Source organism: Lachnoclostridium sp. Marseille-P6806 (genome assembly GCF_900625025.1).
Classification (GTDB): Bacteria; Bacillota; Clostridia; order Lachnospirales; family Lachnospiraceae; genus CAG-791.
Window position 1 is genome coordinate 115,916 of record NZ_LR130574.1, and the last position, 15,734, is coordinate 131,649.

12 protein-coding genes are annotated in these 15,734 nt (G+C 50.3%); 1 reads left to right on the forward strand and 11 read right to left on the reverse strand.

The annotated features are described in order from the left end of the window. Positions 1-75: 75 nt before the first annotated feature. The 8 genes from E0E20_RS00525 to E0E20_RS00560 all read right to left on the reverse strand — a co-directional run bounded on the left by E0E20_RS00525 (position 76) and on the right by E0E20_RS00560 (position 9,533). Positions 76-1,215 (reverse strand): sialidase family protein, encoded by a 1,140-nt coding sequence (locus E0E20_RS00525; RefSeq protein ID WP_242622592.1) that lies wholly within the window; start codon positions 1,213-1,215, stop codon positions 76-78. Positions 1,216-1,269: 54 nt separating this feature from the next. Next, the gene (locus tag E0E20_RS00530) at positions 1,270-2,181 is read right to left on the reverse strand and encodes a carbohydrate ABC transporter permease (protein ID WP_242622593.1); all 912 of its coding nucleotides are present in this window, start codon (positions 2,179-2,181) and stop codon (positions 1,270-1,272) included. Positions 2,182-2,189: 8 nt separating this feature from the next. Then, positions 2,190-3,152 carry an ABC transporter permease gene (locus E0E20_RS00535; RefSeq protein ID WP_130836123.1) on the reverse strand — a complete coding sequence of 321 codons (963 nt, stop codon included), beginning with the start codon at positions 3,150-3,152 and terminating at the stop codon, positions 2,190-2,192. An 86-nt stretch (positions 3,153-3,238) separates the two neighbouring features. Beyond that, the gene (locus tag E0E20_RS00540) at positions 3,239-4,900 is read right to left on the reverse strand and encodes a hypothetical protein (RefSeq protein WP_130836124.1); all 1,662 of its coding nucleotides are present in this window, start codon (positions 4,898-4,900) and stop codon (positions 3,239-3,241) included. A gap of 188 nt (positions 4,901-5,088) precedes the next feature. Beyond that, a complete protein-coding gene (gene pdxA / locus E0E20_RS00545) occupies positions 5,089-6,180 on the reverse strand; it encodes a 4-hydroxythreonine-4-phosphate dehydrogenase PdxA (protein ID WP_207302809.1) in 1,092 nt (363 codons plus the stop codon). Positions 6,181-6,192: 12 nt separating this feature from the next. Further along, the gene (gene dapA / locus E0E20_RS00550) at positions 6,193-7,101 is read right to left on the reverse strand and encodes a 4-hydroxy-tetrahydrodipicolinate synthase (protein ID WP_130836126.1); all 909 of its coding nucleotides are present in this window, start codon (positions 7,099-7,101) and stop codon (positions 6,193-6,195) included. A 16-nt stretch (positions 7,102-7,117) separates the two neighbouring features. Then, the gene (locus E0E20_RS00555; RefSeq protein ID WP_130836470.1) at positions 7,118-8,272 is read right to left on the reverse strand and encodes an iron-containing alcohol dehydrogenase; all 1,155 of its coding nucleotides are present in this window, start codon (positions 8,270-8,272) and stop codon (positions 7,118-7,120) included. Further along, positions 8,256-9,533, reverse strand: coding sequence for a four-carbon acid sugar kinase family protein (locus E0E20_RS00560; protein ID WP_165443913.1), 1,278 nt, complete (start codon positions 9,531-9,533; stop codon positions 8,256-8,258). The genes E0E20_RS00555 and E0E20_RS00560 overlap by 17 nt, the downstream gene beginning before the upstream one ends. A gap of 209 nt (positions 9,534-9,742) precedes the next feature. On the opposite strand from E0E20_RS00560, the gene E0E20_RS00565 reads away from it, so the two are divergent. Continuing rightward, complete coding sequence (locus tag E0E20_RS00565; RefSeq protein WP_130836128.1) at positions 9,743-11,536, forward strand: sigma-54-dependent transcriptional regulator; 1,794 nt, start codon at positions 9,743-9,745, stop codon at positions 11,534-11,536. A 184-nt stretch (positions 11,537-11,720) separates the two neighbouring features. Here the strand turns inward: E0E20_RS00565 and E0E20_RS14715 are convergent, their stop codons facing one another. The 3 genes from E0E20_RS14715 to E0E20_RS00580 all read right to left on the reverse strand — a co-directional run bounded on the left by E0E20_RS14715 (position 11,721) and on the right by E0E20_RS00580 (position 15,720). Next, the gene (locus E0E20_RS14715; protein WP_165443914.1) at positions 11,721-11,996 is read right to left on the reverse strand and encodes a transposase; all 276 of its coding nucleotides are present in this window, start codon (positions 11,994-11,996) and stop codon (positions 11,721-11,723) included. Positions 11,997-12,317: 321 nt separating this feature from the next. Then, positions 12,318-14,357 (reverse strand): beta-galactosidase, encoded by a 2,040-nt coding sequence (locus E0E20_RS00575; RefSeq protein WP_130836130.1) that lies wholly within the window; start codon positions 14,355-14,357, stop codon positions 12,318-12,320. Further along, positions 14,341-15,720, reverse strand: coding sequence for a glycoside hydrolase family 5 protein (locus E0E20_RS00580; protein ID WP_130836131.1), 1,380 nt, complete (start codon positions 15,718-15,720; stop codon positions 14,341-14,343). The genes E0E20_RS00575 and E0E20_RS00580 overlap by 17 nt, the downstream gene beginning before the upstream one ends. Between the last annotated feature and the right edge of the window lie 14 nt (positions 15,721-15,734).

Below are 15,734 nucleotides of genomic sequence, written 5' to 3' on the forward strand. Positions count from 1 at the left end.
GCAACGCAAAAGGCGGGTGAACGCGACACAGGCAGGGATGCTCTGTTTGTCACCCCTGCCTGTATTCTGCGGCGTTTAATAAATTCCCGGCATCAGAGGATCATCCTCTGCCCCGCGGCAGAGATTTTCCCCGCGAATCCATTTTTCATCCACGGCAACAAACTTAATGTTGCTGCGGTTGTTCCAGCTGTATACCGTAAGAATCGTCCCATCTGCAGCCTGCACCATGGCAGGATATTCATAGCGGCGGTTATTGATGTCGTTGTATGGTCCGAAAAAGCCCTCGCCGGGCTCTATGATTCTTCGATACGGCCACGTAACGCCCCCGTCATCGGAAATCGCCGCGGCCACCGGGCAGCGCTGCTTCGGCCAGACCGTCCTTGTCATGTCGTCATTAAATTTCACATGGTTATAAATCACCGCTATCGCGCCGCTTTGAAGCGCAGTGCAGGAGATGCTGGAATTATTGTTGGGAAGCTCTGTCCTGACCGGTGCCGTCCACGTCTCCCCGCCGTCCTCCGATACCGAGCGCCAGATGTTGTCGGCAAAGCGGCTGCGGAAGAAACAAATCAGACGGCCGTTATCCGTCTCAACGATATTTGCGTGGACGCGTCCCGCACTGTCCGGCAGATCAACTCTCCTCCAGCTTCTTCCCTCATCATCCGAGATGCGAAATACCGTGATATCGCTTCCGTTTCTTGTGTGATCGTCAAAGCACATCCAGTTCCCGAATATCCATCTTCCGTTCGACAGCACCTGAATTTTCTGTCTGCAGAAAGAGCCGGGCTCGCCGAACATGGTTGATGTCTCTCCCCATGTATATCCGTTATCATGCGAAATCCGTCTCCGAATTTCCGCTGTGTACTGAAGATTGAATTCGACCTTGATTTCCGGCGTTCTGGATATCTGCGCCGTATATATCACCCAGATATCTCCATTCGGAGCCATAAACAGGGAGGGATTCTGTTCCGAACGGGTCGGATCATCTGAAATGATCTGCGGCTCCGTCCACTGATCGGCCCCCTTGTTCAGCCTTGAAAGCGCAATGCTGATATCTGCATTTCCCTCGTCGCTTCCCGCAAACCAGCAGCAGAGAATGTCCCCATTGGGAAGCTCCAGAAGATCAGAAGCATGACAGCTTGCATAGGGGTTCGGAATCAGCGCTTCCACCGTATCAAGAAGATTATTATGATAAAGCTTTCCATCATTCCTCATAAGAGGAATCTCTATAAGTCTGCGATCCGATAACATCATTCGCCTTTCCCCATGTCAGCCCTTGACCGAGCCGATCAGAATGCCTTTCTTAAAGTATTTCTGCACAAACGGATACACCAGAACAATCGGAACCATCGCGACAAATGTGGCCGCGGCTTTCAGATTCTGCTGATTCAATGTAATTCCGCCAATTACAATATTTTTGAAGGTTGTGGATGATCCCTGATCCGTGATGACGACCGACTTCAAAACCTGCTGGATCGTCTTGAACGAATCAGATTTCAGATAAATGAGCGGGAGCGTGTACTGATTCCAGATCATAACCGCATAAAAGATTCCAAGCGTCGCGAATATCGTTGTCGAAAGAGGCATATAGACTTTCCAAAGAATCTGAAAATCATTTGCACCGTCGACCTCCGCAGCCTCCTCAAGCTCCTTGGGGATCCCCTGCAGAAAGGCCCGGCAGATAATCAGATACTGCGTACTGATCGCTCCCGGAATGATCATGACCAGCGGATTATCGACAAAGCCCATTTTGCTGTAAATAATATACTGCGGAATGAGGCCGGCATCGAATACCCATGTGATAATGAACAGCTTGGAGAGGATATGGCGGGTTTTTATTCTCGGGTTATTTAATACATACGCCGTCAGGTATGTACAGAAAAGCCCTGCAGCCGTTCCAATAATCGTATACAGAAAGGAATTCCTCAGGCCCGTAAAGACGTGAAAATTTGTGTTGGATAAAATATAACGAAAGGATTCCAGATTAAAGCCCATCGGCCAGAATGTCACTTTCCCTCTGGACAAATACACGCCGTCGCTCGATCCCACAAAAAAGATATACAGGAACGGATAGATGCAGATCAGCGCGAGCAGTATGAGCAGCGTGCCGTTTACCGCATCAAATACAGAAATCTTTTTCCTGTATGCAATATGTTTTTTTACACTCTCTTTCGCCATCATTCCGTCCTCTAGAACATCCTCGTCTCTGCGTACCTGTCAGCAAGCTTGTTGACAAGTATAACTAGGATATAGGCAATTACAGATTTCAGTATATTTGCAGCAGCGCCGTAGCTGTAATCCGGAAATCCCTTGGATTCAAAGCCGATGCGGTAGACATAAGTCTGAATAACATCAGCGGTATCATAGGTGCTCTGGTTATACATAAGGAGAATGCGGTCCAGATTTACGGTAAAGATATTACCAACGCTGATGATCAGCATGGTAATCACCGTCGTGGAAATACAGGGAAGCGTGATCCGGAACATCTTGCTCCAGCGGCCGGCCCCGTCGACCTCCGCAGCCTCATACAGCTCCGGACTGATGCTCGTCATAGCCGCAATATAGATGATGGCCGAATATCCAAAAGTCTGCCAGACCTCCAGCAAAACATACAGAAACCGGAACCATGACGCCTTTGCCATAAAATTAATCGGCTGCCCCCCAAACGTCCGGATGATATTATTGACGATTCCGGTATTCGGGTTCATGATCATCGCCAAAATAGACACCATAACCGCCGACGAGATAAAATATGGCAGAAAGCTCAGGGACTGGACAAATCCGCGGACCTTGGCGTTTCTGATTTCATTCAGAAAAAGGGCAAAGATCACCGGGACAGGAAATGAAATTCCAATCGAAAGCACGGCGAGGATGACTGTATTGTTTACCACTTTCGGGATATACGGATCCTTGAAAATCTTAATAAAATTAACAAGCCCGACAAATTTGCTTCCAAAGATTCCCTGATAAGCGGAGAATTTTTGAAACGCAATCACCATCGCCGCAACCGGTCCGATCTTAAAAAAAATCAGAATAAATAATCCGGGAAGCAGCATAAGATAAAGGCGCCAATTACGTTTGATATCCCTGAAAATGCGTTTTCCCGTACTCTCCCTTTGTAATCTGGCTATTGTCCGTCTGTTCTCAGCCATTTGCCCCTCCGGATTAAAGCAGTACCGATGGCTTTGATGGCTCCGCCATCGGTACTGTATATGTCTCCTCTGTCCGCTTCACGAAATCACTGAACAGACGCCTGTGTTTCGTTGTAGGCCGCCGCCTCGATCTCCTCGATCCGGGAAAGTCCAAGGCCGTCCATCTCATCCACAAAAGCCTGATAGTTCGCTTCCGTCAGTTCTCTGTCTCCCGTAATAAATGCCGTCAGGCCGGCCACCTGCGCATCATAGACCGTTGCCACAAGACTGACCATCTCCGAAAGCTCTTCCGTCGTATAATTGATTGTTGCTACCGGCTGAATATTTTCATCCTTAAGGAGCCTGCTCATCGCTTCCGACACCAGCTCGTCATTCCATTTGAAGAATGCGGAATTGTCAACCGGCTTGCAAACCGTAAAGCGATCCGAGAGGAAAGACCATTTCTTCTCTCCGTCAGGCTTGGACTCTTCCTGATGATACAGCCCGTCTGGGAACTGCGGTTCGCCCTGATCATCATATTCAAAGCTCTCGCCCTCCACGCCGTAGCTGGCAAGAAGCTTTCCCTCCTCGGTGTAGAAATAATTGATAAAGCCAAGAATTGTTGCAATGGTATCTTCGCTGCAGTCAGAGCTGATTGCCGTCGCATTGCCGTCCTGCCATGTGGGACAGGTCGTGACAGGCATCACCTTACCGTTCTCATCCTGCAGGAAGTCAAGAACCGCCATCTGATATCCGGCATCCGCATCGGTTCCGCCGTTGTCCATGAACCACTGAGGTCTCGCATAATAATCATAGAAAACGGAACCGTCGCCGCCCAGCATCGCCTGTTCCCAGTCGCCCTCGGAAAAAGTTCCCGCAATCCACTGAGGATTGATCAGTCCCTCGTCATACCATTTCTTCATCGTCTCAACCATGGTATAGGCATTTTCCGATTTGATATCAAAATTCCCGTCTTTCTCATGCGTGTAATAAACGCCGTGCGCTCCGTCCGCATCCACATAGGAGGATGCCCCGAACCATGCCGCAAAGCGAAGTGCCGAATCGCGTCCGGTCAGAGGATAATAGCTCGGATTATCTTTCCCATAGTAATCTTTCAGCGTTTCAAGTGTCGCAGTAAAATCGTCAATCGTCTTGATTTGAGACGCGTCCACTCCTGCCTTTTCAAACTGATCGGCGCGATAGCCGATGACATCGACCAGCTCCGGAGTTTCCTTTACCAGTCCGTAGATGCCGCCGTCCCCGGCTGTGATATAAGCTTTGTAATCAGGATTCTCGTCAATATACTTTTGATAATCCGGCGCATATTTTGCAATATAAGGCGTCAGATCGACAAACGCCCCCTGTTCGCCGTAGACCTTGGCCTGGGAAAGCTCGCACATGCTGGCATCTTCCAGCGTATGGCTTGTAACCCTCTGATCGATTTCCGCATATACATCGTCGAACTCATCCGGTCCTTCAATATAATTGACGCTGACCCCCAGACGCTTCTCCGCTTCGTCATACCACTTCTGATCCTTGATCCACGTGACATAGGTGCTGCGCATGAACATGTTATACGTCTTTGATCCCTGAACCGTATAGCCGGAATCAGAAGCAGCTCCCGACTCTGCCTGCCCGTCTGCCGGCGCCGCTTCGGTTTCTGCTTCCGCACCCGAAGCTGCCGCCCCGGGCGCCGAGCCGCACCCCGCCGTCAGGACACCGAGCATTGCTGCCGTAAGTATCAGACTGATACTTTTCCTGTATTTCATACATACCTCCCTTTTCTGCTGATTACAGCACTGTGCATTTGTTCAATTTAATACACACCTTATCCATTGATGCTTTTCATTCTAACAGTTTTGTTTCAATTTACAATTTTTAAGTCCCTGTTTTTGTGTATTTTTAGTTTCAATTTGAAACAATCTATTGCTTTTATTTTTTATGCTTATGCTGTTTTTCATTCATGTAACATTTTATTTCTGTTTTCCGCCAGCTTTGCGGCATAATCAACCGCATTGGCAAGACTCCTCTCGTTGCTCGTTCCCGTTCCGGCAAGCGCATATCCCGTCCCATGATCCACGCTGACCCGAATTACAGGGAGGCCAAGGGTAACATTGATCCCCTCCACAGCTTTCCAGTTTTTCTTTGTTCTGTCATAGACAAAGCCGACCGTCTTGACGGGAATATGTCCCTGATCGTGATACATGCAGACAACGATGTCATACCAGCCCCCGATCGCCTGCGAAAAAACGCTGTCCGGAGGCAGCGGCCCGATGGCATTGATCCCCTCTTTCACGGCCGCCTCAATGGCGGGTGTTATTTCCTCAATTTCTTCTCTGCCGAAAAGCCCGCCCTCGCCGCAGTGCGGATTAAGGCCGGCGACCGCGACACGCGGCTCCGCGATTCCGATGTCTCTGCAGGCGCGATCCGCAATTTCAATCACCTCAAGCACTCTGTCTTTCCTGACCCGGCTGCATGCCTCGCGAAGAGAAACATGCGTCGACACATGGATAACGCGAAAATCCCCGTGCGCAAGCATCATGGCATATTTTGAGGTTCCCGTGTATTCCGCATATATTTCCGTATGTCCGGAATAATGGTGCCCCGCCATATTAATCGCCTCTTTACTGATTGCATTGGTAACCGTTCCGTCAATCTCGCGATCCATGGCCAGCCGGATGAGCTTTACAACATATTGAAATGCCGCTTCTCCGCCAAGCGCGCAGGGCCCTCTGCCAAACGCCCCGGGCCCCTCGCCCCCGCAGAGATCAGGAATTTCATCCTCAGGAACGAGTGCAAGATCAATGACATCAATGATGCCCGGCTGAAAAAAAGCTTCCGAAACAGAGCCGACAGCATGAATCTTTACCTCCGCTCCGTACACTTTTTTCGCGACCGCCGCCGCATACACGAGACAGCTCCTGTCTCCGACAACAATCGGCCGGCATTTTTCCCATATCTCCCTGCCCGCAAGCAGCTTAACCGTAATTTCCGGTCCGTTGCCAAAAGGATCTCCCATTGAAATTCCAATAATTGGTTTTTCCATCACTGTCCCTTTCCGTTACCTCATTCCGTTCTTCCGGTTTTCATCCAGAACGGCCCGGAGAGCTTCCGTACCCTCTTCGCTCAGATAGTTAAACGGGCGCCTGCACTCTCCCACATTGCGGCCGAGCATCCTGACCGCTTTCTTTACCACGGTATTCGGATTTCCGTATCGAAACACCGCCCGGAACGACAGGATAGAATCCTGCGCTTTCTGCGCTCCGTCCATATCTCCCGCTTCAAACAGATCGTAAATGGATGAAAGCGTTTCGGGATACACGTTTGCACATCCGGCGATCCCTCCGGAGCCGCCGGCCTGGAGCGCTTTCAGAATAAGAGCGTCATTGCCCGACAAAACGCGGAAATCTTTATCCAGCTCTCCGGCAAGAGAGAGATAGGCGCTCAGATTGTCCCAGTCTCCGCTGGAATCCTTGACACCCATAATGACATCCATATCTCTTGCCAGCCGGTAAACCGTCTCCGGAAGAAGCCTGTTTCCGGTTCTTGCCGGGATGTTATACAGAACAATGGGAATATCGACCTGACCGGCGACCGCAGCATAATGATCGTACAGCTCTTTCTGGGATGCCGCGGCGAAGCCGGGCGTAATAATCGACAGAGCATCCGCTCCGATCTCCTGCGCTTTCCTGCTGACACGTATCGTATCGCCGGTCGAAATACAGCCCGTTCCCGCATAGACCGGTACTCTGCCTCTTACCTCGTCGATGGCGACACGCAGAATCTCATATTTTTCATCTTCACTGAGAATATAGCCCTCTCCATTTGTCCCGAAACAGAAAATACCGTGAACTCCACCCTCAATCAGCCGGTCGATCTCTTTCCTCAGTTCCTCGTAATTAACGCTTTCATCCTCATACATCGGCGTGAGAACCGGCGGAATAATTCCGTGAATATCCAAATTCTTCATATATCCCCCTCTTCTTTCACAGTACGGAAAGATAGATGCTTCGGGCGTCCTCGGGCGTCACCCGGCGCATATTGTTGACAAGAAGCCTCTGCTGTTCCATCGCGCCCTTTACAAGCCCGTCCAGATCATTTCTGCTGACGCCGAAGCCCGACAGATCCGACGGGATGTCAAGATGCTTTACGATCCGCTCCATCCAATCGATCATATATCTGCTCTTTTCCGCGTCGGCTGTGCATTCCCTCTCCGCATGCACACAGCGGTCATAGGCCTGTACAAGCCTTTCCCGACAGGCCTCTTCGTTGAACCGCATAACCGGCATCAGCATAATCGCATTGGAAATCCCGTGCGCAATATGGTATTTTCCGCCCAGAGGATAACTCAAAGCGTGCACTGCCGTAGTTCCGGACGCTGCAATCGCCACGCCCGCATAAAAGCTGGCGATCTGCATCATTCTCTTTTCATGGATTGCTTCCTGATCGTCACAGGCCTTTTCTATGCTGCTCAGAATCATATCCAAGGCCTGTATGGCAAACACATCGCTGAACGGATTGGACTTGTTGCCCGTCCAGCATTCGATCGCATGACAGAGGGCGTCTATCCCGGTCGCCGCCGCAATGTTTCTCGGCAGCCTGCGAACCATCTCGCCGTCAAGAACAACATAATCCGGCATCATCTGTCGATTTACAATCCCGACCTTGATCTCCTTTTCCGGAACCGCAACGATGGCATTCGGCGTTGCTTCCGCGCCCGTTCCGGCCGTCGTCGGTACCATAAGCGTTGCAATCTGCTTATATCCTATCCCCGGATTATTCAGAAGATCTTTTACATCGTACTCATCCGTAGCCAGTATCGAGGTCAGCTTCGCCGCGTCCATCACGCTTCCCCCGCCGACCGCAATAATAAAGTCACAGCCCGAGGCACGAAATTCCCCGACACTTTCCTGTACCTGCCGATAAGACGGCTCCGTTGCAAGGTTATCGAAAATACGGTAGTCTCTGCCCGCTTTCTCAAGCCTCATCGAAACAGGCTCCAGAAGCCCTGCCGATACAATTCCCTTATCTGCATAGACAGCTGTTCTTTTTGCGCCTTTCAGTACCTCCGGAATTCTGTCAAGGGCATTTTCACCGGCAAATACCATGCCCGGCATCTGCAATTCATATTTTGTCAGCAACATTTACCTCCTCCCGCTGCAGCAGCCAGTCTGCAAGCTCTGCCAGTATCGTTTCATGTCCCAATCCTCCCGACTTTGAAATCATCTGGAGCCGTCTCCCTTCCCATGCAAAAACAGAAAGAACAGTCCCCGGAAATATTTCCTCTACGGGAGTGAGTGATTCCACGCTCAGCTGCTCCAGAATTCCCAGAAGAGTATCTCCTCCGATAACCATAAGCGCAGCCTCCCGCTCTCCCATCAGAACCCTCACCACTTTTCCAAGAGAGGCCGGGATCCGCTTCTGCACCTCATGGGCAGACAGTCCCTTTTCTGACGCATACTGATCCGTAGCGGCTTTATCCGCGGAAGAACTTCCATCCACGATACATCTCGAATGCTTTCGATACTCGTCAAGCATCTCCTCCAGCTTTGATTTTCCAGCCTCCGTTTCCCAGTAATCAGACTCGATTTTTTCCTCTGCCGTGAGAGAAATACGACAAAAGCCATTCTGTTCCGCAGCCCGGAGCTGCGCCTCCGTAACAGGGTTAAGGCTGCTGTTGATCACAAGAATTCTGCTCTCATATGCGGCAGCTCTCACCGCCTGCGCTTTCATTTGCAGCAGCTCCGGCAGAACAGCGGCAAATCCCGCACATCCGGCCATAATTTCAAGCTTCCCTGCCTCGTACAGCCCCTTGGCGATTTCCAGCTCTTCCGCCTCGCTTTGAGAATCATATACACCGATTCCTGCCGGAACTTCCCGTTCCGGCTCACTGCCGGAGCAGAAGAGATGCACCGGAACATCACTCTGCAGACGGATAATCTCCGGTATGTACGAAACCGTAACCGGATCAAAAGGATCCCGTCCGAAAACGGATTCCGCCACCGGACACCCGTCTATATACTGAATTCCGTTCCGCGTGATACGGTTTGCCTTGGGAAAGGCCGGAATAAAAGGCAGGTAGCCTTTGCCCGACGCTTCCAGAAGCGCAGACAGCTCAGCGCCTATATTTCCGCGAAGCCCGGAATCTGTTTTTTTGTATATGCGGGGCACATGATGTTTCACTGCACAGCGCGTCAGCCGGTAAACAATATGATACGCATCCGCCGGACACATATGCCGGCTTCTGGTATTCACAACCAGAATGCGCTCGCCGCCCTGAAAATCCTCCGGAACGATCTGATCGTTTATTTTTACAATTGTCCGGATTCCGGCAGAAGCAAACTGTACTCCTGTATCCAGCGCACCGGTAAAATCATCCGCAATAACCAATAAATCAATCATATTCTCCCCGTTTTGAAACAGTATTTTGAAACAGCATCTTTCCGATCCGCTCTTTCGTTTCATTATGAAATCCATTTTAGCAGAGCTTTCCTCTGTTTCAAACGATTGCATCGCATCTTTATGTTCAAATTTGAAACATTCCTATTGAAACCAAGCGATTTACTCTCTATAATTAAGATCAATACATATGACAGGGGTGAAACGGAAATATGAAAAAAGTGAGAGTGCTGGCCATTGCTCCCTATTCCGGAATGACAGAAATGCTCAACCAGATCAAGCAGTCGAGAGACGATATAGACCTTACCATTCAGCAGGGAAATCTTCATGACGGACTGGATATTGCCCGCACTTTGCTGCGGCAAAATACCTATGACGTGGTAATTTCCAGAGGCGGAACCGCAGAGCTGTTAAAAAAGGAGCTGAATAATATTGTCATCGAGATTCCACTCTCCGTCTATGACATACTTCGCTGCATCAAAATGGCGCAAAACTATGGCGGAAAGTTCGCCATAGCCGGCTTCCGCGGAATCACAAGCAGCGCGCAGGTTCTCTGCGATCTTCTGCAAATAGATACAAAAATCGAGACCTTTCAGGATGAATCCGATGTTCTTCCTGTTTTGCAGAACATCAGAGAGGAGGGCTTCTCGCTGGTCGTATGCGATCAGATCGGTCAGATAACGGCACAATCCATCGGCCTGAACTCTATTTTCATACCATCCGGGCTGGAAAGCATTCATCAGGCCATTGCGGAAGCCGTTCACACAGTACATGCCAATTCCGTCGTTTACAGACAGATGGAAATTTTCAAATCCGCAATCATGGCGGACGAATGCTCACACATGATATTTGATACCGCCGGAAATGTGATATTTTCCTCCATAAAAAAAATGTCGATTGAATCGCGGGTAAAAGAGCTGTACCACACGCATTTCAAAAACTCCGACAGCGAGGAGAGTCTTGGAATCGTCAGAAAAATCGGAGGGATCCCTTTTGAAATTCGCGTTAAATTCTTTTGGATTGATAACCAAAAGTATTCTTTCCTGAAAATAGCAGAGAAGAGAAATCTATACGGAGAAGAGGATCGCACGATCGCGGTATATAACAATATTCAGGATATTTCGCAGGCGGAAAGCATGGCGGGAAATAACAGCGCAAATCTCGTCGGAGAGCTCTATACTCTGATCGGAAAATATGCCTCTACCTCTTATCCAATCGTTATTACCGGAGAGTCCGGAACCGGAAAAGCAAAAGCCGCTGACCTCATCTATGCGGGCAGCGCCTCTCATATACATCCCTATTATGTCATTAACTGCAGATTGATGACGGATGCGAAATGGAATTCTCTGATGAACGACGATTCCTCCCCTCTGGGAGAGAACAACATCACCATCAATTTCAAGGATATGCAGGAATTAAGCGATTCTCAGCTGTCCGAACTGTATGCGTTCATAAAAGATACGGCTTTATTGACGAGAGACCGGATTATTTTTTCTGTTCTTCTCCCGGGAGAGCGGTCAGATATGATCAGAGAAAAACTGATGAATCAGTTTTCATGTCTTCTGCTGGCTTTGAAGCCTCTCCGGGAACGCACCGAAGACATCCCGGGCATTGCAACCATCTATCTGAATCAGCTTAATGATGCGCTCGGAAAGCAGATCATAGGCTTTCAGGCTCCGGCCATACAGCTTCTGCAGCAGTACACATGGCCGGATAATCTGAATCAGTTTCACAGAATCATGAAAGAACTCACATCGATTACAGACGGGTATTATATTTCTGAAGCAGATGTAAAATACATCCTCGGTCAGGAAAAAGCGCACGCAGCAGGTTCCCTGCCTCTGCCCGACGCGGCAGCCCCGGTAGACCTCCATCAGCCCTTGGTTCAGATCGAAAAAGATGTCCTCAATTATGTCCTCCGACAGGAAAACATGAGCCGGGAAGCTGCGGCAAAGCGTCTGGGCATCAGCCGTACCACACTCTGGCGAATGCTGAAAAATCGTTAAGAAAACGCTGAACCACGTTTTTTAAAGTGATTCGGTATTCATTTTCCTGTCAGAGACCTGAAATCTCTGAGAAATGATCGCTTTACCGACGGGACGGACATTGGCTGCTGTTGCTGTGATCGTATGGACATAACCGCTTCCGGCGTCGGCTCCGGAATGGATCTTCATCCCGTAATACCACTGGTTACCCCCTTTTGTCTGATGCATTTCGGGATCGCGTTTGCCTTCCTTGTTCTTTGTTGAACTCGGGGGCGTTGATAATGGCTGTATCCACGATTGTTCCTCCATGCAGGATCCGTCCCGCTTTTTCAAGATGACGGGACTTCAGGAGGGTGGTGGCATCCGGTATCTGTTCCTTATAAAAATCAGGGTGCATGAAAGATCTCATGGCGCAGCTGTCATAGATCGTATCTTCCATTGCTGCATCGGAAAGATTGAACCAGTTCTGCATGAGATACATGCGGAGCATGCTCTCGATTCCCCTCGTGGGGCGCCCGCGCTTTCCGGAGGGATAGCAGGGCTCGATCAGGGCGATCCATTCTTTCCAACCGTACTGGTGGCAAGGGCATTGACACCGGCCGAGCTGAATAACACAATCCGGGCTATTACTGCCGCCGTAATCCGCCCTGATCTTCCTCTCATCAATCTCATCACCACCCCCACGCTGAAACATTTCACACATCTGCACAAAAATGGTCCATTTATGCGGTTTTCATAGAATACCAATAGAATTTCATGCTCTTTTTCCTCCCTTCCCTCTGGGAAATCGAGTAGAAGGGACTTATTTTACAGCCTCTTGCTTTCTGAGAATCTTCACGTCATACGGTGCAAATGAAATGGTTTCTCCCGCAGCATAGGTTTTTCTTGCCACTATGTCCGTCACGGAAACCTTCAAAAGGAGCTGCTTTTTTTCCTCTTTATGGTTCAGGCAGAACCAGAAGTCACCCTTTTCGCTGCTGCGTCTGGTGATTTCCATCCTCTCCGGAGCTTCTTTCGTCAGCTCCCGCGCGCAGGATTCGATTCCGGCTTCTTCGCAGATCACTTTCATGAAGTCATGGTAGAACGCCGCATTGGATCTGGTTCCGATATAGTAGACCTGCCCTTTCCCGTAAGCATTGCGGGTCAGAACCGGTGTCCCCGCGTAAAAGTCGCTCTGATACTCTGCGAGTCCCTCTGCCTGCTCGCAGTGCGAAATTGCAAAGACATAGCGGCCCGGATACTCCGTTCCGTTCCAGACAAAGCGGTTTTCTTTCTCTTTCAGTGCATCAAACTCTTCCGTCCAGATCCCCGCCAGGCCGCGCAGCTCCCCCGGATAGCCGCCGCATACCACCTGATCGTTTTCATTGGCAATGCCGCAGTACAAAGACAGAACCAGCGTACCTCCGTCCTGCACGAATTTCTCCAGAGACTCTTTCACTCCCGGCTTCACCATATACAGCTCCGGTGCGATCACCAGCTGATAGCGGCCCAGATCCTCCTGCATTTCAATGACATCCACATCAATATTTGCAGCAAACAGGGGCCGGTAATACTGCAGCACCTCTTCCGGATACTCGATATCAAGGGAGAGGCCTGACGAACCCTCGATCGCCCAACGATTGTTCCAGTCATACAGAATCGCCGTTTTTGGCTTCGCCATGCTGCCAAGAGTTGCGTCTCCAAGCTCCCGCAGCTCCGCGCCCAGCTGCATACACTCCCGAAACACCCGACTCTGGTCGCTGCCAACGTGCTGAATCACTGCTCCGTGGAACTTCTCGCAGGAGGCCATACTCTGCCGCATCTGAAAGAACATCACCGTATCTGCGCCGTGCGCCACTGCCTGATAGCTGATGAGCCGCATCTCACCGGGACGTTTCAAGGTTGCGCTGGGCAGCCAGTTGGACACGCTCGGCGTCTGCTCCATCAGGCAGAACGGAAGATCACGCTTCACGCCTCTCATCAAATCGTGCTTAAACGCGATGTCCGCCGGGCCCTCTGCCGCCTCCGGATAGTTGTCCCATGCGACAAAGTCCATATATTTTCCCCACTTCTGGTAGTCCAGTCCCGGGTACAGCCCCATCAGATTGGTGGTGATCTGCGCGTCGGGGATCCACTTCCTGATCGCGTTGTATTCCGCCCGGAAGTTTTCCAGCATGCTGTCGGACATAAATCGTTTGTAATCCAGCGTAATCCCGGGAAACATGCTTCTTCTCTCCTCGAAGTGCTCGCTCAGAAGGTTCGGAGCCACAATCTCCTCCCATTCATAGAACGTATGTCCCCAGAAATGTGTATTCCATGCCTTGTTCACGGCCTCCAGGGAGCCGTACTTTTTCCGAAGCCACACGCGGAATGCGTTCTCGCAATTCTCACAGTAGCAGGCTCCTCCGTACTCATTGCTGACATGCCAGGCCACAATATTCTTCTGACCCCTGTAATGCTCTGCAAGGCGGGAGGAAAGCTCTGCCGAGAAATGCCGGAAAGCGCAGCTGTTCGGGCAGGAGTTATGACGTCCGCCGAATTTTCTCTTCATACCGTTAAATTCTGTGCGCAGGATTTCCGGATAGCGCCTGGCCATCCATGCGGGATGCGCACCGGTTGAGGTTGCCATACAGATGCTCATTCCGTTGTCCGTGACACACTTCACGGTCTCATCCAGCTCCAGGAAATCATAAATCTCCTCCGAGGGCTGAATCATTGCCCAGTTGAAAACGTTGAGTGTCACAACGTCAATACCGGCCTCTTTCAGATATTTCATGTCCTGCTCACGAGTTTCTTCCGGCCACTGCTCCGGATTGTAATCCCCGCCGTACAGTATCTTTGTCACTTTAGAATTGCCGATCATAACTCCCTCCCTGTTGAAAGTGAAATTTTCGAAGCAACATTTCATACCCCTCGAAGCGTTCGCAGTTTTCAAACCGGAATGATTCCGGGAGACGAAGCATTTCCTCCGCATTGTGCTTCCGCAGAACCTTCTCCAGAAGGTGCTTCTTCTGGAGAAAGTACAGGATCGCGCGCTGGCGAAAAGAGAGTATGTAGCGCTCCTCCTTCGAGGCATCCGGAAAATACATGCCGCAGAATTCATTCACGGCTTTTTCTCCCCGCGCGGCATCTTCATCGTGATCCCACGTTTTGCCGAACTCCCCGGCAAGCTTCATCCAAAGAGACTCCTCTTTCGGATAAACCAGTCCCATGAACCGCGCATCCTTGTAGCTCCAGAGCGTAAAGGAAACCTGATATTTACGGCAAAGCCTTACCGTCTCCTGAAGGAGCGTCACCGTAAATTCCGGATTTTTCCAGTCCGTCTCATACCCGGCTTCTCCGCACAGAACCGGGCGGTCAAACCGTTCCCGGATGTTCAAAAGCGAAGTGAAAACATCCTCGAACACTTCTCTCCGCTTCGCCGGATCATAATCTTTCTGATACAATGCCGGTTCCCAAACCGTCGGATAATAATGAAACATCAATGCCGTCTTTGCATCCTTCACTTCACGGATGCAGTCGAATTCCATGGCAAAATGGTCACCCTCCAGGAACAGAATGTGATTCCCGTCATACCGCCGGATCTCCCTTGTCGTTTCCTCGTAAAAATCCTGAATCAAAGAGGTTCCCGTATCCGTTGACCGATCCGAAAACACACAGGGTTCATTCAAAAGATCATAGCCGAGAAGATACGGTTCTTCGCAATACCGCTCCGCAATTCTTCCCCAGAGCTCTGCCATCTGCCTCCGGAAGACCCCATAATGCCAGAACTGCGTGTGACCGGTGCTGTTGTCGCTGTGCCAGTCCGGATTCTGTCCTCCCGGCACGGCGTGAAGATCCGGCAGAATATAAATTTGATACTTTCTGCCGAAAGCAAGAAGCCGATCCAGATATCGGAACCCCTCTTCTCGAAATGCATCCGGGTTTTCATCCTCCAGAAACAGACGATAGTTAAACGGCACCCGAAGAAGATTGATTCCCATATCTTTCAGATAGGCAAAGTCCTCCTCCGTCACAAACTCCAGAACAAATTTTTCAAAAAACTTCTGCGCCGTCTCCGCACCAAAGACCGCTCTAAAGCTGTCCCGCATCTGGGAATCCGTGCAAGGCATTCCTACCATGAAATGTTCGATATTCAGCCAGGAACTGATACCGAGACCCTTGAACAGCACCGGCTTCCCGTCACATACAAATTCCTTCCCCCGTATTTCAATAAAACTTCCCATTTTCCTCCCGGCCC